Origin of the sequence: Streptomyces sp. NBC_01520 (genome assembly GCF_045040375.1) — a bacterium.
Taxonomy (GTDB): domain Bacteria; phylum Actinomycetota; class Actinomycetes; order Streptomycetales; family Streptomycetaceae; genus Streptomyces.
This window is the reverse complement of record NZ_CP109404.1, coordinates 5,517,952-5,535,458: the sequence shown is the minus strand read 5'-3', so window position 1 is coordinate 5,535,458 and position 17,507 is coordinate 5,517,952. Positions and strand designations below refer to the sequence as shown.

Below are 17,507 nucleotides of genomic sequence, written 5' to 3'. Positions count from 1 at the left end.
CGGACGGCACCCGGGCGATCAGCGGTCCGCCTTCACCCGCTTCGCCGGGTTGTCCGGTTCCGCCTTGGGGAACAGCGTGTAGCTCCCGGCGATGACCACGTTGATCCCGATCACCCAGAGCATCTTCTGCTGCCACATCCGCAGCGACCCGATGTCCCCGTCGCCGCCCACGTACCAGATCGCCAGCTGGAGCAGGGCCGTCGCCATCACCGCGGCCACAGTCCAGCGTGCCGCGGTGCGCCACTCGTGGGCGGCCCGGGCCATCCCGTACTTCGGGGGCTTCACCGGGGCCGGTCCGCCCGCGAAGCGGTGGGCGACCCTGGCGTCCACCCACTTGACGGTGGAGTGTCCGAGTCCCACGGTGAATCCGATGTAGACGGCGGCCAGGCCGTGCTTCCAGTCCGGCTCGGCGCCGTTCTTCAGGTCGATGGCCGTCACCACCAGCAGGACGATCTCCAGCAGCGGCTCGCACAGCAGCACGGCGGCACCCAGCCGCGGCTTCCTCGCGATGTACCGGAGTCCGAGTCCGGCGGCGAGCAGGACCCAGAAGCCGGCCTCGCAGAGCACGATCAGTGTGACGATCACGGCACTTCTCCTTCCGGTCCCTTCCAGGCTCCCGTCCGTGGGGTGCCGGATCGTCGTCGGCAGTGAGGAATCGTGACTGCATCCTTCGATGTAGCCGCGCCTCACCCGTCGTACGGACGTCCGCCGGGATTCCGCCGTGTTGGATGGCAGGGTGTTCTCCCTTGCGCGCCCGCATCGTGCCGACGTACTGCTCTCGGCCGCCGGGCTGGCCGGTGGTGTGATCCTCTGGCTGGTCGGCATCCACATCCAGAACGGCCGGCTCTTCGACAGCCCCTGGGTGTCCCTGCTGCCGCTCGTGGTGATGTCCGCGCTGGAACTGCTGCGGCGCAGCGCACCGCGCACCGCCCTGGCCGTGGGCACGGTCGCGCTGGTGGCCGACCAGTTCACCGTGGGCAGCCTGGCGACCCTGCTGATGTTCACCGACCTCGTGTACGCCGCCGTGCTCTACGGGCCGCCCGGCGCCGCGCGCCGCATCCCGGTGATCACGCTGCTCGTCACGGTGGCTACGACGGTCGGCTTCGTCGTCTGGATGCCGTCGGCGGACGCCGTACTCATCGGGATCGTCGTCGGCATGGTCTCCTTCGGGCCCGCGCTGACCGGTGTCAGTGTGCGCAACCACCGGGACGCGGCCGTCGCGGCCCGGCTGCGGGCCGACCAGACCGCGCTGCTGGCCGAGATGGACCGGGTCCAGGCCGTGACCGCGGAGCGGTCCCGGATGGCCCGGGAGCTGCACGACATGGTCGCCAACCACCTCTCCGCGATCGCGATCCACTCCACCGCGGCGCTCTCCATCGACGACCCGGACACCTCCCGGGAGGCGCTCAGGGTGATCCGGCGGAACAGTGTCGACGGGCTGGCCGAGATGCGGCGGCTGATCGGGCTGCTGCGGGACGGCGGAGGGCGCACCCCGAGCGCGGCGCCGACCCTCGCGTCCCTGGACGCCCTCGTCGGGCAGGCGGGTGCGAACTCCGCGTCGAGCGGGCTGACCGTGACGCTGACGGACAGCCGCGCGGGCAGCGGGCCACTGCCCGCGCCGGTGGAGCTGGCGGCGTACCGCATCGTCCAGGAGTCCCTGACGAACGCGCTGAAGCATGCCGCGCCGGGGCCGGTGACGGTCCGGCTGGGGCGGTCGGGGAATCTGCTGACGGTGGAGGTGAGCAGCGTGGTCGGCGACCGGCCGGGCCCGCGCGCCCCCGGTTCGGGGGCCGGGCTCGTGGGGATGCGGGAGCGGGTGGCGCTGCTCGGCGGGACGATCGGGGCGGGCCCGGTGCCGGGGGACGACGGGACGACGAGCTGGCTGGTACGGGCTGAACTGCCCGTCGAGGAAGGGACCCTGGGGAGATGACGATCCGGGTACTGGTCGCGGAGGACCAGTCGGCCGTGCGCGCGGGCCTGGTGCTGATCCTGCGCAGCGCACCGGACATCGAGGTCGTGGGTGAGGCGGAGGACGGTGAGGCCGCCGTCCGCCTGGCGCGCGAACTGCGCCCCGACCTGGTGCTGATGGACGTGCAGATGCCGCGGCTCGACGGGGTGTCGGCGACGAAGCAGGTCGTGACGGAAGGGCTGGCGGACGTGCTGGTGCTGACGACGTTCGATCTGGACGAGTACGTCTTCGGGGCGCTGCGCGCGGGTGCGGCGGGCTTCCTGCTGAAGCACACCGACGCGCACGATCTGCTGGAGGCGGTACGTACGGTGGCGCGCGGCGAGGGCATGATCGCCCCTGCGGTGACGCGCCGGCTGATCGCTGAGTTCGCCGGGGCCGCCCCGGTGCGCACGGCTGATCCGGCGGTGCTGGACGCGCTGACGCGGCGGGAGCGCGAGGTCCTGGGCTGTCTCGGCGAGGGGCTGTCGAATGCGGAGATCGCCGGCCGGCTGTCGATGGCGGAGGCGACGGTGAAGACGCACGTCAGCAGGCTACTGGGGAAGCTGGAGCTGCGCAGCCGGGTCCAAGCGGCGGTGCTCGCTCAGGAGTTGGGGCTCTGAGGCCGGTTCAGGTTCTTTGGTCTGGACCTCTTGACGATTGGTCCAGACCTTCCTAATCTCACCGAGCACGCACGCTGCGGTGAGTACGCCATGACAAAGCGCGCTCAGGGCGACGCAGGGTTGCAGTCCACGGACCACCCCCGTTTGTCGGACCTCACCCGAGGAGCACCGTTGAGCACTGAAACCCCCCTACGCCGATCCGGACTCAGATGGAGACTCGGAGCAGGCGGATCCACCAGATCCAAGGCGGTCGCGGGCCTCACCGCGCTGCTCCTGCCGCTCGCCGCGATGGTCGGCCTGGCCTCCCCCGCCGAGGCCGCCACGTCGGCGACCGCCACCTACGTCAAGAAGTCCGACTGGGGCAGCGGCTTCGAGGGGCAGTGGACGGTCAAGAACACCGGAACCACCGCCCTGTCCTCCTGGGCCATCGAGTGGGACTTCCCCTCCGGTACCGCGGTCGGCTCCGCCTGGGACGCCACCGTCACCAGTTCCGGAACCCACTGGACCGCCAAGAACCTCGGCTGGAACGGCACCGTCGCCCCCGGAGCGAGCGTCAGCTTCGGCTTCAACGGCACCGGCACCGGCTCCCCCACCGGCTGCAAGCTGAACGGCGCCTCCTGTGACGGCGGCAGCGTCCCCGGCGACAACGCCCCGTCCAAGCCCGGCACCCCCACCGCGAGCAACACCACCGACACGTCGGCGAAGCTCACCTGGACCGCCGCCACCGACGACAACGGCATCAAGAACTACGACGTCCTGCGGGACGGTGCCAAGGTCGCCACGGTCACCACGACGACGTACACCGACACCGGTCTCACCAAGGGCACCGACTACTCCTACACGGTGCAGGCGCGTGACACCGCCGACCAGACCGGTCCGGTCAGCTCCTCCGTAGCCGTCCGCACCACCGGCACCACCGACCCGGGCCCCGGGCCCGGCGAGAAGGTCAACCTCGGCTACTTCACCGAGTGGGGCGTCTACGGCCGCAACTACCACGTCAAGAACCTGGTGACGTCCGGTTCCGCGGCCAAGATCACGCACATCAACTACGCGTTCGGCAACGTCCAGGGCGGCAAGTGCACCATCGGTGACGCCTACGCCGACTACGACAAGGCCTACACCGCCGACCAGGCGGTCGACGGCGTCGCCGACACCTGGGACCAGCCGCTGCGCGGCAACTTCAACCAGCTGCGCAAGCTCAAGGCGAAGTACCCGCACATCAAGGTCATCTGGTCGTTCGGCGGCTGGACCTGGTCCGGCGGCTTCGGCGCCGCGGCGCAGAACCCGGCCGCGTTCGCCCAGTCCTGCTACGACCTGGTCGAGGACCCCCGCTGGGCCGATGTCTTCGACGGCATCGACATCGACTGGGAGTACCCGAACGCCTGCGGTCTCACCTGTGACACCAGCGGCCCCGCCGCGCTGAAGAACCTCTCCTCGGCGCTGCGTACCAAGTTCGGCTCGAACAACCTGGTCACCGCAGCGATCACCGCGGACGGCTCGGAGGGCGGCAAGATCGACGCCGCGGACTACGCGGGCGCCGCGGCGCACTTCGACTGGTACAACGTGATGACGTACGACTTCTTCGGCGCCTGGGAGGCCAAGGGTCCGACGGCCCCGCACTCCCCGCTGAACTCGTACAGCGGCATCCCGCAGGAGGGCTTCAACAGCGCCGCCGCCATCGCCAAGCTGAAGGCCAAGGGCGTCCCCGCCTCGAAGCTGCTGCTCGGCATCGGCTTCTACGGCCGCGGCTGGACCGGCGTCACCCAGGCGGCACCGGGCGGCACGGCGACCGGGGCGGCCCCGGGCACGTACGAGGCGGGCATCGAGGACTACAAGGTCCTCAAGAACAGCTGCCCGGCCACCGGCACGATCGCCGGCACCGCGTACGCCCACTGCGGCACCAACTGGTGGAGCTACGACACCCCGGCGACGATCACGTCCAAGATGGCCTGGGCGAACAGCCAGGGCCTGGGCGGGGCGTTCTTCTGGGAGTTCAGCGGCGACACCGCGAACGGTGAGCTCGTGAGCGCGATGGACAGCGGACTCAACTAGATCCCCACGCTGTAGCGCACGGCCCCGGAAAAAGCGCCGGGGAGACGGGTACGCCCCCTGTCTCCCCGGTTTTCCCGTGCCTTCGGGCCCTCAGGCCACGTTCACCCTCTGGCCGGGCGGAGCCGCCTCCAGCCAGGCGAGGAAGCCGGTCAGGGCGTCCTCGCTCATCGCCAGCTCCAGACGCGTCCCCTGGTGGAGACATCCGAGCACGACAGAATCGGACAGGAGCGCGAGCTCCTCCTCGCCCTCGGGCAGCCGACGCGCGACCACCTCGATGGCGGACCGCTCCAGGCCCCGGCGCGGACGGGGCGCGTAGGAGAAGACCCGGAACCAGTCGACGCGGTCACCGCTGTAGCGGGCGACCCCGTACACCCAGCCCTTGCCGGACGGATCGGGCTCCTCGGACACGTCCCAGCGCAGGCTGCAGTCGAAGGTTCCGCCGGAGCGCTGGATCAGCCGCCTGCGCAGACCGAAGACGAACAGACCCACCGCGACCAGTACGACGACCAGACCGCCGACCCACAAAGCGAGGACCATCTCCACCGACCTCCTCGCATCGTCGAGTAACGGATACCGAACCGCACCTGCATCGCCTCAGCCGCGACACGGTCTGGATAATTCCAGAACGGGCCGCGGCTGAGTAAAAAACACATCGTGGGGTGCGCTAGTGCACCGCCACCGCACGCAGTCGCACGTCCGCACGCCGCTCGGCGGCGGCGTCCGTGTCCGACTTCGCACGCTCCAGCGCACGCTCGGCGCGCTGGACGTCGATCTCGTCCGCGAGTTCGGCAATCTCCGCGAGCAGCGAGAGCTTGTCGTCCGCGAAGGAGATGAAACCGCCGTGCACGGCGGCGACAACAGTCCCGCCGTCGCTCGTACGGATCGTCACCGGGCCCGATTCCAGCACACCCAGAAGCGGCTGGTGACCGGGCATGACGCCGATGTCGCCGGACGTGGTACGTGCGACAACGAGGGTGGCCTCGCCGGACCAGACACTGCGGTCCGCGGCGACCAGCTCGACATGCAGCTCAGCAGCCAAGGGTGGCTCCTCGGGTCACCACCCGGCGGTCATGCCGGGTGTTGGGTCAATTCTACGGGGCGTGGTGAGGGGGGCGGGACACGCCCACCCCCCTCGGTGAGCCGGAGGCTCAGGAGACGCCGAGCTCCTTGGCGTTGGCCTTGAGGTCCTCGATGCCACCGCACATGAAGAACGCCTGCTCGGGGAAGTGGTCGTACTCACCGTCGCAGATCGAGTTGAACGCGGCGATCGACTCGTCGAGCGGAACGTCCGAACCGTCCAGGCCGGTGAACTGCTTGGCGGCGTGGGTGTTCTGCGACAGGAAGCGCTCGACGCGACGGGCACGGTGGACAACGAGCTTGTCCTCCTCGCCCAGCTCGTCGATACCGAGGATCGCGATGATGTCCTGGAGGTCCTTGTACTTCTGCAGGATCCCCTTGACGCGGCTGGCCGTGTCGTAGTGGTCCTGCGCGATGTAGCGCGGGTCCAGGATGCGGGACGTGGAGTCCAGCGGGTCCACGGCCGGGTAGATGCCCTTCTCGGAGATCGGACGGGAGAGAACCGTCGTCGCGTCGAGGTGGGCGAACGTGGTGGCCGGGGCCGGGTCGGTCAGGTCGTCCGCGGGGACGTAGATCGCCTGCATCGAGGTGATCGAGTGACCACGCGTCGAGGTGATGCGCTCCTGGAGCACACCCATCTCGTCGGCCAGGGTCGGCTGGTAACCCACTGCGGACGGCATGCGGCCGAGCAGCGTGGAGACCTCGGAACCGGCCTGCGTGAAGCGGAAGATGTTGTCGATGAAGAGCAGCACGTCCTGCTTCTGCACATCGCGGAAGTACTCCGCCATGGTCAGGGCGGACAGCGCGACCCGGAGACGGGTGCCCGGCGGCTCGTCCATCTGGCCGAAGACCAGCGCGGTCTTCTCCAGGACGCCCGAGTCGGTCATCTCGTCGATGAGGTCGTTGCCCTCACGGGTGCGCTCGCCGACACCGGCGAACACCGACACACCGTCGTGCAGCTTCGCCACACGCATGATCATTTCCTGGATGAGGACCGTCTTGCCGACGCCCGCACCACCGAACAGACCGATCTTGCCGCCCTTGACGTACGGGGTCAGCAGGTCGACGACCTTCAGGCCGGTCTCGAACATCTCGGTCTTGGACTCGAGCTGGTCGAAGGCCGGGGCCTTGCGGTGGATCGGCCAGCGCTCGGTGATCTGAGCTTCGGCCTCCGGCTCGTTCAGGATCTGACCGAGGGTGTTGAACACCTTGCCCTTGGTGATGTCACCGACCGGCACCATGATGCCCTTGCCGGTGTCGGTCACCGGGGCCTGGCGGACCAGACCGTCGGTGGGCTGCATCGAGATCGCGCGGACCACGCCGTCACCCAGGTGCTGGGCGACTTCGAGGGTCAGCGTCTTACGAGCGCCGGCCTCGGCCGGGTCGTCGACCTCGACGTGCAGGGCGTTGTAGATCTCCGGCATCGCGTCGACGGGGAACTCCACGTCGACGACCGGGCCGATGACCCGGGCGACGCGGCCCGTGGCAGCGGCCGTCTCAACTGTCGTCGTCATTACTTGTCACTCCCCGCGGACGCGTCGGCCAGCGCACCTGCACCGCCGACGATCTCGCTGATTTCCTGGGTGATTTCGGCCTGGCGGGCCGCGTTGGCAAGCCGGGAGAGACTCTTGATCAGATCCCCGGCGTTGTCGGTCGCCGACTTCATCGCGCGGCGGCGGGCGGCGTGCTCGGAAGCGGCAGCCTGCAGCAGTGCGTTGTAGATGCGGCTCTCGACGTAGCGCGGCAGAAGGGCGTCAAGGACGTCCTCGGCCGACGGCTCGAAGTCGAACAGCGGAAGGATCTCGCCCTTCGCACCGTCCTCCTCCTCGACCTCGTCGAGGGAGAGCGGCAGCATCCGGCCGTCGACCGCGTTCTGCGTCATCATCGACACGAACTCGGTGTAAACGATGTGCAGTTCGTCGACGCCACCCTCGGCCGTGTCCTTCTGGATGGACTCGATCAGGGGCGCGGCGATCTTCTTGGCGTCCGCGTACTCCGGGCTGTCGGTGAAGCCGGTCCACGACTCCGCGACCTTGCGCTCACGGAACCCGTAGTAGGCGACACCCTTACGGCCGACGATGTACGTGTCGACCTCCTTGCCCTCGGCCGCCAGCCGCTCCCGCAGCCGCTCCGCGGCCTTGATGGCGTTGGAGGAGTAGCCGCCGGCGAGCCCGCGGTCACTCGTGAGGAGCAGGACCGCGGCACGCACCGGGGCGTCGGCCTCGGTGGTGAGCGGGTGCTTGGTGTTGGAGCCGGTCGCCACCGCGGTCACCGCGCGGGTGAGCTCGGTCGCGTACGGCATCGACGCCGTCACCTTGCGCTGCGCCTTGACGATGCGCGAGGCGGCGATCATCTCCATCGCCTTGGTGATCTTCTTGGTCGCGGTGACGGCTTGGATGCGGCGCTTGTAAACGCGAAGCTGAGCGCCCATCGATCAGCCCTCGCCCAGGAGCTTGCCGTCCGAGGTCTCGAACTGCTGCTTGAAGGCGGCGATCGCGTCGGCGATCGACTGCAGCGTGTCGTCGGACATCTTGCCGCCCTCGGCGATGCTGGTCAGGAGGTCCTTGCGCTCACGGCGCAGGTACTCCAGCAGCTCGCCCTCGAAGCGGCGGATGTCCTCGACCGGGACGTCGTCCATCTTGCCCGTGGTGCCGGCCCAGACGGAGACGACCTGCTCCTCCATCGGGAACGGGGCGTACTGGGGCTGCTTCAGCAGCTCGACCATGCGCTTACCGCGCTCCAGCGAAGCCTTGGAGGCCGCGTCCAGGTCGGAACCGAAGGCGGCGAACGCCTCCAGCTCGCGGTACTGGGCGAGGTCCACGCGCAGACGGCCGGAGACCTGCTTCATGGCCTTGTGCTGGGCGGAGCCACCGACTCGGGAGACCGAGATACCGACGTTGAGTGCCGGACGCTGACCCGCGTTGAACAGGTCGGACTCCAGGAAGCACTGGCCGTCGGTGATGGAGATGACGTTGGTCGGAATGAACGCCGACACGTCGTTCGCCTTGGTCTCGACGATCGGGAGGCCCGTCATCGAACCGGCGCCCATGTCGTCGGAGAGCTTGGCGCAGCGCTCCAGCAGACGCGAGTGCAGGTAGAAGACGTCGCCCGGGTAGGCCTCGCGGCCCGGCGGACGGCGCAGCAGAAGCGACACGGCGCGGTAGGCGTCGGCCTGCTTCGAAAGGTCGTCGAAGATGATCAGGACGTGCTTGCCGTCGTACATCCAGTGCTGGCCGATGGCCGAACCGGTGTACGGCGCCAGGTACTTGAAGCCGGCCGGGTCGGACGCCGGGGCGGCGACGATGGTCGTGTACTCGAGCGCGCCGGCCTCTTCCAGGGCACCTCGCACGGAGGCGATGGTGGAGCCCTTCTGACCGATGGCGACGTAGATGCAGCGCACCTGCTTGTTCACGTCGCCCGAGCGCCAGTTGTCGCGCTGGTTGATGATCGTGTCGACGGCCAGAGCGGTCTTACCCGTCTGACGGTCGCCGATGATCAGCTGACGCTGGCCTCGGCCGATCGGCACCATGGCGTCGACGGCCTTGTAGCCGGTCTGCATCGGCTCGTGCACCGACTTGCGGACCATGACGCCAGGGGCCTGCAGTTCGAGGGCGCGACGGCCTTCGGTCGCGATCTCGCCGAGACCGTCGATCGGGTTGCCGAGCGGGTCGACGACGCGGCCGAGGTAACCCTCGCCGACGCCGACGGAGAGCACCTCACCGGTGCGCTGCACCGGCTGGCCCTCCTCGATTCCGCTGAACTCGCCGAGGACGATCGCACCGATCTCGCGCTCCTCGAGGTTGAGGGCGAGACCGAGGGTGCCGTCCTCGAACTTCAGCAGCTCGTTCGCCATGGCGGAGGGCAGGCCCTCCACCTTCGCGATGCCGTCGCCGGCAACGCTGACCGTACCGACCTCCTCGCGCGAGGCCGCGTCCGGCTGGTACGACTGGACAAAGTTCTCCAGTGCGTCCCGGATCTCCTCCGGCCGGATCGTGAGCTCCGCCATCTGGGTTCCCTGCTCTCCTTGTTGGGCCCGAAGTTTCTTAAGGGGGTCTGGGGGCGACCCCCAGGAATCTTCTGCAATTTCTGCACGGCCCAACCGGGCCGCTGTTCTTGCTCGTTCAGGTGGTGCGGTTGCGCTGCTCGCTGTCAGCCGGCCATCCGGCGGGTGGCCTCTTCGAGGCGCTCCGCGATCGTGCCGTTGATGACCTCGTCACCGACGCGCACCGAGATCCCGCCGAGGACCGCGGGGTCCACGTCCAGGTTCAGGTGCATCTGCCGGCCGTAGATCTTCGCCAGGGCGGCGCCGAGGCGCTGCTTCTGGCGATCGGACAGCGGCACCGCCGAGGTGACGACGGCGACCATGCGGTCCCGGCGCTCCGCGGCGAGCTTGGACAGGGACTCGAGTCCCGCCTCCAGGCTACGTCCACGGGGCTGGGTCACGAGGCGCGTGACGACTCGCTCGGTGACGGGCTGCGTCTTGCCGCCGAGCAGGCTGCGGAGCAGCTCGCCCTTGGCGGCGGTGGACGCCGTCCGGCTGGTCAGCGCGGAGCGCAGTCCCTTGTCGGAACCGACGATCCGGCCGAACCGGAACAGCTCGTCCTCGACGTCGTCGAGCGCGCCGCTTCGCTGGGCGGCGGTGAGGTCTGCGGTGTTCGCCAGTTCCTCGACCGAGTCCACCAGGTCGCGGGACTGCGACCAGCGGGACCGGACCATGCCGGAGACCAGGTCCACGGCTTCGCCGCCCACCTGACCGCTCAGCAGCCGTCCGGCCAGCTCGGCCTTGGCCTCGCCGCCCTGCGACGGGTCGGTGAGGACCCGGCGCAGCGATACCTCGCGGTGGAGCAGCGCGGTGACGGCTGCCAGCTCCTCGGCGAGCTTCGCCGCGTCGACCGACGTGGAGTCGGTCAGCGCGTCGAGACGCTCACGTGCGGCAGCCAGTGCCTCGCGGCTCGCTCCGTTCATCGGACAGCCTCGGCCTTCGCCTCGAGCTCGTCGAGGAAACGGTCGACGGTGCCGCTCTGCCGGGCGTGGTCCTCTAGGGACTCGCCGACGAGCTTGCCGGCCAGGGCGGTGGCGAGCGTGCCCACGTCCTGGCGCAGCGCGGAAGCCGCGGCCTTGCGGTCGGCCTCGATCTGGGCGTGGCCGGCGGCGATGATCTCTTCGCGCTGCCGCTGACCTTCCGTCCTCATCTCCTGGATGATGACGGCACCCTGCTCCTGCGCCTCCTGGCGCAGGCGGGCGGCTTCGTGACGGGCCTCGGCGAGCTGAGCCTTGTACTGCTCAAGAACGCTCTGGGCCTCGGTCTGGGCCGCATCGGCCTTTTCGATACCGCCTTCGATGGCCTCGCGACGCTCGTCCAGAACCTTGTTGATGTTCGGGAGGAGCTTCTTGGCGAGGAAGCCGAAGACGATGAGGAAGGCGATGAGGCCGATGACGAGCTCTGGAATCGGCGGGATGAGGGGATTTTCCATCTCCTCGGCCGCGACCGTAAGCAGCTGGCTCACATCAGTGCCTTTCGTCGGTATGGACTAGTCGCGGCTCGTCTAGTAGACGAACGGCATGACCAGACCGATGAGGGCGAGCGCCTCACAGAAGGCGAATCCGAGAATCTGGTTGGCGCGGATCAGGCCGGCAGCCTCGGGCTGACGGGCAAGAGCCTGGGTGCCGTTACCGAAGATGATGCCGACGCCGACGCCGGGGCCGATGGCAGCAAGGCCGTAACCGACGGAGCCGAGGTCACCAGTAACGGCAGCAAGGGTCTGGGACATGCCAGTTCTTCCTTCTCTTTACGGACCGGTGGGGGTTGGCCACCGGACGAAAATGGGTCCAGCCAGGGGCTCAGTGATGCTTGGCGAGCGCGCCTTGGATGAAAGTGCAGGTCAGGAGCACGAAGACATACGCCTGGACAGCCTGGATGAAAAGCTCGAAGGCGGTCATCACGATGACCATCACGAAGGAGACGCCTGCGTAAGCGATACCGATGCCGTTGAGCAGGTACCAGCTGGCGATCGTGAAGAGCAGCAGCAGGGTGTGACCGGCGAACATGTTCGCGAAGAGTCGCACCGCGTGCGTGAACGGGCGGACCAGCAGGTTCGAGAACAGCTCGATGAAGGCTGCCAGGTAGGCAACCGGGCCGAGTGACTTGTCGAAGCCGGTGAAGTTCTTGAAGGCACCGACGAACCCGTGACGCTTGAAAGTCAGGCTGACCCACGTGATGTAGACGATCCCTGCGAGAACCGCGGGGTACGCGATGATCGACGTCACGGGGAACTGGGCGACCGGAATGATCGACCAGAGGTTCATCATCCAGACGAAGAAGAACAGCGACACGACCAGCGGGACGTACTTCTCGCCCTCGCGCTTGCCGATGGTCTCGTAGACGATGCCGCGACGGATGAAGTCGTAGCCCATCTCCGCGACCGACTGCAGCTTGCCGGGGACCATCTTCGGCTTCCGGAACGCCGCCCAGAAGAAACCGACGACGATGAGCGAGCCGAGGAGCGCCAGCAGCATCGGCTTGTTGAAGTACAAGTTGCTGTCCGGGTCACCCCACAGCGGCTCGAACAGGAACGAGTGCAAGCCGGGTGCCGGGAAACCACAACCGTCGAAGATGTGGCAATCGGTCTCGAAGGCGAGCACCTGTGTCGGGTCAGCACTCACCGCGGGCTCCTTCAGCGTGGCGCATAGGTACGGCAACCTCGATGTGTCGGCGCGGCGCACGGCCGCGGTTCGGCACTGGACTGGTGTTACGGATGTGTGAGCGGCAGTCAGGCATTTGAGCCTCGCGATCGAGCAGGCGTCAGCTCACATGCCCGCGCCCGCAGTGCCGCAGTTGAAACCGGACGATAGCAGGGTCCGGCGAGCGCCCTTATCCCGCCCCTACCCATCACGCCGACGGGCCCGTCTTCTTGGGCTTGTCGCCCTCGCTGGACTCGGGTTCGACGTAAAGGATCTTGGCCTTCATGTGCGCACGCGCCTGTGCGCCGATCCACACGAGAGTCGTCGCGACCAGCGTGATCGCGAAGGCCTTCGGGTTGAACAGCGAAGTGTCCTTGAACACGGCGACGAAGATGAAAAGCAGCAGGAGCTGTGCCGTGTACAGCATCAGCCCCATGGCCTGGAACAGGTGCGGGAGGGACTTGGCAGTCCGTTCGAGGACCACGAGTCCGATCCCCATGAAGAGAATCACGACCAGCGTCGCAACAACCGCACCCAGAGCTCCCTTGCCACCGGCGACACCAGCGCTGACCGCGGTGGCGACAGCGCCGGCGGCAGCGGTGGGAACGGCGGTCTGGAGGAGAGTCCGGACGTCGTTGGACGGCATGGCGGCAACTCCGCTTTACAGGGGGTGGGCAGTGGTGTCGTCATGGACGAGCGTAGGCCCGGACCGAGTCGATGCCTCGGGCCGAGGGACCGTCCTACTCAAGTCCTTCGGCTCTGTCACCGGGCTTAGTGAACGGTATCACAAACTATTTGATGAGGTCTTTACCCGAAAGGTGTGCCCGCTGTCACACATGAGAGTGACCCCGCGCGTATGCGCGCGACAGTAAGGCATCTTGCGTGGTAATGACGCCCACTGTCCGAATCGTCAACGTGAGGAGTCGGCACGGTCCCGATCGGTGAAGCGCGAACGGGGGCCGATCGCGGTCGCTCCGTTGACGCCGGAGACTCCCACGGCCACGGGTGCCCGTTCGGGGGTCTGAGAGGCCATCTGCGAGCCTGCGGGCCCCTGTTGACCCTCCTGGGCCTCCGTGGCGGACGAACCCGCCCCCTCCGCGTCGTCGCGGCGCCGCCGCCGGTAGCGCGGCGGCACGAAGCCCTCGGCCCAGCGCGGGGCGCGCGGGGTGAACCGCGGCATGAGGAGCAGGACCAGGCCGACGGCGCTGAGTCCCACGATCACCAGCACGATCCACAGCGACGCCGAGTGCACGGAGTAGCCGACGGCACCGAAGGCGATCAGCGCGGACCAGAAGTACATGATCAGCACGGACCTGCTGTGCGAGTGCCCGATCTCCAGCAGCCGGTGGTGCAGGTGACCCCGGTCGGCCGCGAACGGCGACTGGCCGTTCCACGTGCGCCGCACGATCGCGAGCACCAGGTCGGCCGCCGGGATCGCGATGATCGTGAGCGGCAGCAGCAGCGGGATGAAGACCGGCAGCATCGCGTGGGTGGCCTCGCGCTCGCCGCCGTAGAAGATCTGCATCAGGTCCGGGTCGACCTGCCCGGTGACGGAGATCGCGCCCGCGGCCAGCACCAGGCCGATCAGCATCGAGCCGGAGTCGCCCATGAAGATCCGGGCGGGGTGCATGTTGTGCGGCAGGAAGCCGAGGCACATGCCCATCAGGATCGCGGCGAAGAGCGTCGCGGGGGCCGCGGCCTCGATCCCGTAGCCGTACCAGAGCCGGTAGGCGTACAGGAAGAACGCCGCGGAGGCGATGCAGACCATGCCGGACGCGAGGCCGTCCAGGCCGTCGACGAAGTTGACCGCGTTGATCGTGATCACGACCAGCGCCACCGTGAGCAGGGTGCCCTGCCACTGGGTGAGGGCGACCGTGCCGACGCCGGGGATGGGCAGCCACAGGATCGTCAGACCCTGGATGACCATGACTGCGGCGGCGATCATCTGGCCGCCGAGCTTGATCAGGGCGTCGAGCTCGAACTTGTCGTCCAGGACACCGATCAGCCAGATCAGGGCGGCTCCGGAGAGCAGGGCCCGTGGTTCGTTGGACAGTTCGAAGACGCTGTTCAGGTTGAACAGGTGGTCGGCGACGATCAGTCCCGCGCACAGTCCGCCGAACATGGCGATACCACCGAGCCGCGGTGTCGGTTCCCGGTGTACGTCACGCGCACGGATCGCGGGCATCGCCCCGATCGCGATGGCGAACTTCCGCACCGGTCCGGTCAGCAGATAGGTCACCGCTGCCGTGACACAGAGCGTCAGCAGGTAATCACGCACGGGCTGCCCCACAGATTTCGCCGGCCATCTCAGCCCCACACCCTAGTCTCATGAGCAAGGACACAAAGGTACGGGTGATGGTTGCACACCCTTCGCCTACCCCGGGTACGGCGGATTCCGCTCGGCCAGTTCGCGTACTTCGGTCCGCAGTCTCTCCGGGTCGTCGTCCCTGACAGCCGCGCCGAAGAGTACGGCGATCCGTGCCATGTCGGCCTCGTCCATGCCCTGGGTGGTGACGGCCGCCGTGCCCAGCCGGATGCCGCGGGCGTCCCCGTACGGCAGGGCGCAGGTGTCGAGCACCATGCCGGCGGCCACCAGCCGTTCCCGGGCGGTGCGGCCGTCGACGCCCAGCGGTCCGGGGTCGGCGACGACGATGTGGGTGTCCGTGCCGTCCGTCGTGATGTCGAAGCCCTCGGCCTCCAGCCCGGCCGCGAGGACGCGGGCGTGGGCGACCACCTGGTGGGCGTACAGCGCGAAGGCCGGTGTCTCCGCCTCGCCGAACGCGACGGCCTTCGCCGCGACGGTGTGCATCTGGGCGCCGCCCTGGGTGAACGGGAACACGGCGCGGTCGATCCGCTCCGCCAGCTCCACGCCGCACAGGATCATGCCGCCGCGCGGCCCGCGCAGGACCTTGTGTGTCGTCGCGCACACCACGTCCGCGTAGGGGACGGGGCTGGGTGCCGCTCCCCCGGCGATCAGGCCCATCGGGTGGGCGGCGTCGGCGATCAGATAGGCGCCGACCTCGTCGGCGATGTCCCGGAACCGCTCGTAGTCGGGGTGCCGGGGGTACGAGATGGAGCCGCAGACGATCGCCTTGGGGCGGCGGGCCCTGGCCAGGGCCCGCACCTGGGCGTAGTCGATGAGCCCGCTGTCGGGGTCGACCCCGTAACCGACGAATTCGAACCAGCGTCCGGAGAAGTTCCCGGGGGCGCCGTGGGTGAGGTGCCCGCCGTACGGGAGTCCCATGGCGAGGACCGTGTCGCCGGGGCGCAGCAGTGCCGCGTAGGCGGCGAGGACGGCGGAGGAGCCGGAGTGCGGCTGGACGTTGGCGTGCTCGGCGCCGAACAGCGCCATGGCCCGCCGGACCGCGATGCGTTCGGCCTCGTCGGCCTGTTCGCAGCCGCCGTGGTGGCGGGCGCCAGGATAGCCCTCGGCGTACTTGTTCGCGAGGGGCGAGCCCAGGGCGGCGAGGACGGCGGGCGAGGTGAAGTTCTCGGCGGCGATGAGCTGCAGCGTGTTCGCCTGGCGGCCGGCCTCGGCGAGCAGGACGCCGGCGATCTCCGGGTCCTGGCGGAGCAGGGCGCCGAAGTCCTGCGGCATGGCGGTGTCGGGGGAGGACACGGCTTCTGGTGCGGCTGGAGTGGTGACCGGCATCTGACGGCTCCGGGCCTGGGGAGGGGCGTGCGCTGGTGTCAGCTCCAATGTAGGCGCGCACCGCGCCCGCTGCCCGCTGCCGTGCGGCCCCGTACGCCGGTCGGCGCAGGGGGCCGGCCGGGCGGACGGTGCGTCAGTGCGGGTCGCGTACCCCGGTCAGCGCGGTGACGACCGGGTCGAGTGCCTGGTTGATCTCGTCGCCGATGGAGCGGAAGAACGTGATCGGGGCGCCGTACGGGTCGTAGACCTCGTCCGCCTCTGCGGTGGGGGCCAGCAGCCAGCCGCGCAGGGCCGCCGCGGCGCGCACCAGGGCGCGGGCGCGTTCGACGACGCCCTCCTCGCGGGCGTCGGGCAGCGTGGCGGGGTCGATCGCCCGGACGAGCCGGGTGAACTCCTTGAGCGTGAAGGTCCGCAGGCCCGCCGAGTGGCCCATGGAGATCACCTGGGCCCGGTGGTCCCGGGTGGCGGTGAGGACGAGGTCCGCGCGGATGACGTGCTCGTCGAGCAGTTCGCGGCCGACGAAGCCGGTGGCGTCGGCGCCGAAGTCGGCGAGGACGACCTCGGCGTTGGCCTCCATGGGCGCGCCCTCGTGCCCCCAGGTGCCCGCGCTCTCCACGATCAGGCCGCGGCTGAGCGGGTCGCCGAGGCGGTCCATCAGGGCATGGCGGGTCAGCCGCTCGGTGATGGGCGAGCGGCAGACGTTGCCGGTGCTGACGTGGAGGATGCGGAAAGTGTCGTGCTGCCCCGCTATGCCACGCCCCTCAGGGGCGGTCAATTGGCCACCTCGAGGTCGGGTACTACCTTGCGGAGGTCCTCGGCTGAGAGGGCACCGGCCCGCAGCAGCACCGGGACCTTGCCGGTGACGTCGACGATGGACGACGGAACGATGCCGGGCGTCGGGCCGCCGTCGAGGTAGACGGAGACGGAGTCGCCGAGCATCTCCTGGGCCGCGTCGCAGTCCTCGGGCGAGGGGTGTCCGGAGAGGTTGGCACTGGAGACGGCCATCGGGCCGACCTCCGTGAGGAGCTCGATGGCGACCGGGTGCAAGGGCATCCGGATGGCGACGGTGCCGCGGGTGTCGCCGAGGTCCCACTGCAGGGAGGGCTGGTGCTTGGCGACGAGCGTGAGGGCGCCGGGCCAGAACGCGTCGACGAGTTCCCAGGCCTGCTCGGAGAAGTCGGTGACCAGACCGTGCAGGGTGTTCGGGGAGCCGATCAGGACGGGGGTGGGCATGTTCCGGCCGCGGCCCTTGGCGTCGAGCAGGTCGGTGACTGCCTCGGAGCTGAAGGCGTCCGCACCGATCCCGTACACGGTGTCGGTGGGCAGCACGACCAGTTCGCCGCGGCGGACGGCGGACGCGGCTTCACGCAGGCCGGTCGTACGGTCGGTCGCGTCGTTGCAGTCGTATCGCCGTGCCATCAGCCGGCCTCCTGGGACATGTACGGGTATGACGGGTCGGGGTCGTACGGTTCCGGTG

At 68.9% G+C, this 17,507-nt stretch carries 18 protein-coding genes; 3 read left to right on the top strand and 15 right to left on the bottom strand.

Features of this window, described 5'->3' with window-relative positions; all coding sequences use genetic code 11:
• Nucleotides 1-18: 18 nt before the first annotated feature.
• Nucleotides 19-585, bottom strand: a complete 567-nt coding sequence (locus tag OG524_RS25360; RefSeq protein WP_405811724.1) for a hypothetical protein — start codon at nt 583-585, stop codon at nt 19-21.
• A gap of 151 nt (nt 586-736) precedes the next feature.
• On the opposite strand from OG524_RS25360, the gene OG524_RS25355 reads away from it, so the two are divergent.
• From OG524_RS25355 to OG524_RS25345, 3 genes are all read left to right on the top strand, one after another.
• Nucleotides 737-1,930: a sensor histidine kinase gene (locus OG524_RS25355; protein ID WP_405811723.1), complete on the top strand. Its 1,194-nt coding sequence runs from the start codon at nt 737-739 to the stop codon at nt 1,928-1,930.
• Complete coding sequence (locus OG524_RS25350) at nt 1,927-2,568, top strand: response regulator (protein ID WP_405388573.1); 642 nt, start codon at nt 1,927-1,929, stop codon at nt 2,566-2,568. The genes OG524_RS25355 and OG524_RS25350 overlap by 4 nt, the downstream gene beginning before the upstream one ends.
• A gap of 171 nt (nt 2,569-2,739) precedes the next feature.
• A complete protein-coding gene (locus OG524_RS25345; protein WP_405811722.1) occupies nt 2,740-4,620 on the top strand; it encodes a glycosyl hydrolase family 18 protein in 1,881 nt (626 codons plus the stop codon).
• A gap of 90 nt (nt 4,621-4,710) precedes the next feature.
• Here OG524_RS25345 and OG524_RS25340 read toward each other — a convergent pair whose 3' ends face one another.
• From OG524_RS25340 to OG524_RS25275, 14 genes are all read right to left on the bottom strand, one after another.
• Complete coding sequence (locus OG524_RS25340) at nt 4,711-5,157, bottom strand: DUF2550 domain-containing protein (RefSeq protein ID WP_405388575.1); 447 nt, start codon at nt 5,155-5,157, stop codon at nt 4,711-4,713.
• A gap of 127 nt (nt 5,158-5,284) precedes the next feature.
• Nucleotides 5,285-5,659: a F0F1 ATP synthase subunit epsilon gene (locus tag OG524_RS25335; RefSeq protein ID WP_405388576.1), complete on the bottom strand. Its 375-nt coding sequence runs from the start codon at nt 5,657-5,659 to the stop codon at nt 5,285-5,287.
• Nucleotides 5,660-5,768: 109 nt separating this feature from the next.
• On the bottom strand, nt 5,769-7,211 hold the full coding sequence (atpD, locus tag OG524_RS25330) for a F0F1 ATP synthase subunit beta (protein WP_356423832.1): 1,443 nt from the start codon (nt 7,209-7,211) through the stop codon (nt 5,769-5,771).
• Nucleotides 7,211-8,128, bottom strand: a complete 918-nt coding sequence (locus tag OG524_RS25325) for a F0F1 ATP synthase subunit gamma (protein WP_405388577.1) — start codon at nt 8,126-8,128, stop codon at nt 7,211-7,213. The genes atpD and OG524_RS25325 overlap by 1 nt, the downstream gene beginning before the upstream one ends.
• A gap of 3 nt (nt 8,129-8,131) precedes the next feature.
• Nucleotides 8,132-9,703 carry a F0F1 ATP synthase subunit alpha gene (gene atpA, locus OG524_RS25320; RefSeq protein ID WP_329207311.1) on the bottom strand — a complete coding sequence of 524 codons (1,572 nt, stop codon included), beginning with the start codon at nt 9,701-9,703 and terminating at the stop codon, nt 8,132-8,134.
• 143 nt (nt 9,704-9,846) lie between these two features.
• Nucleotides 9,847-10,662: a F0F1 ATP synthase subunit delta gene (locus OG524_RS25315; RefSeq protein ID WP_405388578.1), complete on the bottom strand. Its 816-nt coding sequence runs from the start codon at nt 10,660-10,662 to the stop codon at nt 9,847-9,849.
• On the bottom strand, nt 10,659-11,204 hold the full coding sequence (locus tag OG524_RS25310; RefSeq protein ID WP_405388579.1) for a F0F1 ATP synthase subunit B: 546 nt from the start codon (nt 11,202-11,204) through the stop codon (nt 10,659-10,661). The genes OG524_RS25315 and OG524_RS25310 overlap by 4 nt, the downstream gene beginning before the upstream one ends.
• 39 nt (nt 11,205-11,243) lie before the next feature.
• Nucleotides 11,244-11,468 carry an ATP synthase F0 subunit C gene (gene atpE, locus OG524_RS25305; RefSeq protein WP_018521144.1) on the bottom strand — a complete coding sequence of 75 codons (225 nt, stop codon included), beginning with the start codon at nt 11,466-11,468 and terminating at the stop codon, nt 11,244-11,246.
• A 70-nt stretch (nt 11,469-11,538) separates the two neighbouring features.
• Nucleotides 11,539-12,360, bottom strand: a complete 822-nt coding sequence (gene atpB, locus OG524_RS25300) for a F0F1 ATP synthase subunit A (RefSeq protein WP_405388580.1) — start codon at nt 12,358-12,360, stop codon at nt 11,539-11,541.
• Nucleotides 12,361-12,586: 226 nt separating this feature from the next.
• The gene (locus tag OG524_RS25295) at nt 12,587-13,024 is read right to left on the bottom strand and encodes a hypothetical protein (RefSeq protein WP_384499924.1); all 438 of its coding nucleotides are present in this window, start codon (nt 13,022-13,024) and stop codon (nt 12,587-12,589) included.
• 264 nt (nt 13,025-13,288) lie between these two features.
• On the bottom strand, nt 13,289-14,668 hold the full coding sequence (locus OG524_RS25290; RefSeq protein ID WP_405388581.1) for an MraY family glycosyltransferase: 1,380 nt from the start codon (nt 14,666-14,668) through the stop codon (nt 13,289-13,291).
• Nucleotides 14,669-14,752: 84 nt separating this feature from the next.
• Complete coding sequence (gene glyA, locus OG524_RS25285) at nt 14,753-16,030, bottom strand: serine hydroxymethyltransferase (RefSeq protein ID WP_405811721.1); 1,278 nt, start codon at nt 16,028-16,030, stop codon at nt 14,753-14,755.
• A 133-nt stretch (nt 16,031-16,163) separates the two neighbouring features.
• Nucleotides 16,164-16,805, bottom strand: coding sequence for a protein-tyrosine-phosphatase (locus OG524_RS25280; protein WP_384499929.1), 642 nt, complete (start codon nt 16,803-16,805; stop codon nt 16,164-16,166).
• Nucleotides 16,802-17,449 (bottom strand): L-threonylcarbamoyladenylate synthase, encoded by a 648-nt coding sequence (locus tag OG524_RS25275; RefSeq protein ID WP_405811720.1) that lies wholly within the window; start codon nt 17,447-17,449, stop codon nt 16,802-16,804. Before OG524_RS25275 ends, OG524_RS25280 begins: the two co-directional genes overlap by 4 nt.
• Between the last annotated feature and the right edge of the window lie 58 nt (nt 17,450-17,507).

Excerpts from the sequence above, each read along its gene's own strand:
- OG524_RS25350 (WP_405388573.1), top strand. The coding sequence starts at position 1,927 with ATGACGATCCGGGTACTGGTCGCGGAGGACCAGTCGGCCGTGCGCGCG.
- OG524_RS25340 (WP_405388575.1), bottom strand. The coding sequence starts at position 5,157 with ATGGTCCTCGCTTTGTGGGTCGGCGGTCTGGTCGTCGTACTGGTCGCG.
- atpD (WP_356423832.1), bottom strand. The coding sequence starts at position 7,211 with ATGACGACGACAGTTGAGACGGCCGCTGCCACGGGCCGCGTCGCCCGG.
- OG524_RS25325 (WP_405388577.1), bottom strand. The coding sequence starts at position 8,128 with ATGGGCGCTCAGCTTCGCGTTTACAAGCGCCGCATCCAAGCCGTCACC.
- atpA (WP_329207311.1), bottom strand. The coding sequence starts at position 9,703 with ATGGCGGAGCTCACGATCCGGCCGGAGGAGATCCGGGACGCACTGGAG.
- OG524_RS25315 (WP_405388578.1), bottom strand. The coding sequence starts at position 10,662 with ATGAACGGAGCGAGCCGCGAGGCACTGGCTGCCGCACGTGAGCGTCTC.
- atpE (WP_018521144.1), bottom strand. The coding sequence starts at position 11,468 with ATGTCCCAGACCCTTGCTGCCGTTACTGGTGACCTCGGCTCCGTCGGT.
- OG524_RS25295 (WP_384499924.1), bottom strand. The coding sequence starts at position 13,024 with ATGCCGTCCAACGACGTCCGGACTCTCCTCCAGACCGCCGTTCCCACC.
- glyA (WP_405811721.1), bottom strand. The coding sequence starts at position 16,030 with ATGCCGGTCACCACTCCAGCCGCACCAGAAGCCGTGTCCTCCCCCGAC.
- OG524_RS25275 (WP_405811720.1), bottom strand. The coding sequence starts at position 17,449 with ATGGCACGGCGATACGACTGCAACGACGCGACCGACCGTACGACCGGC.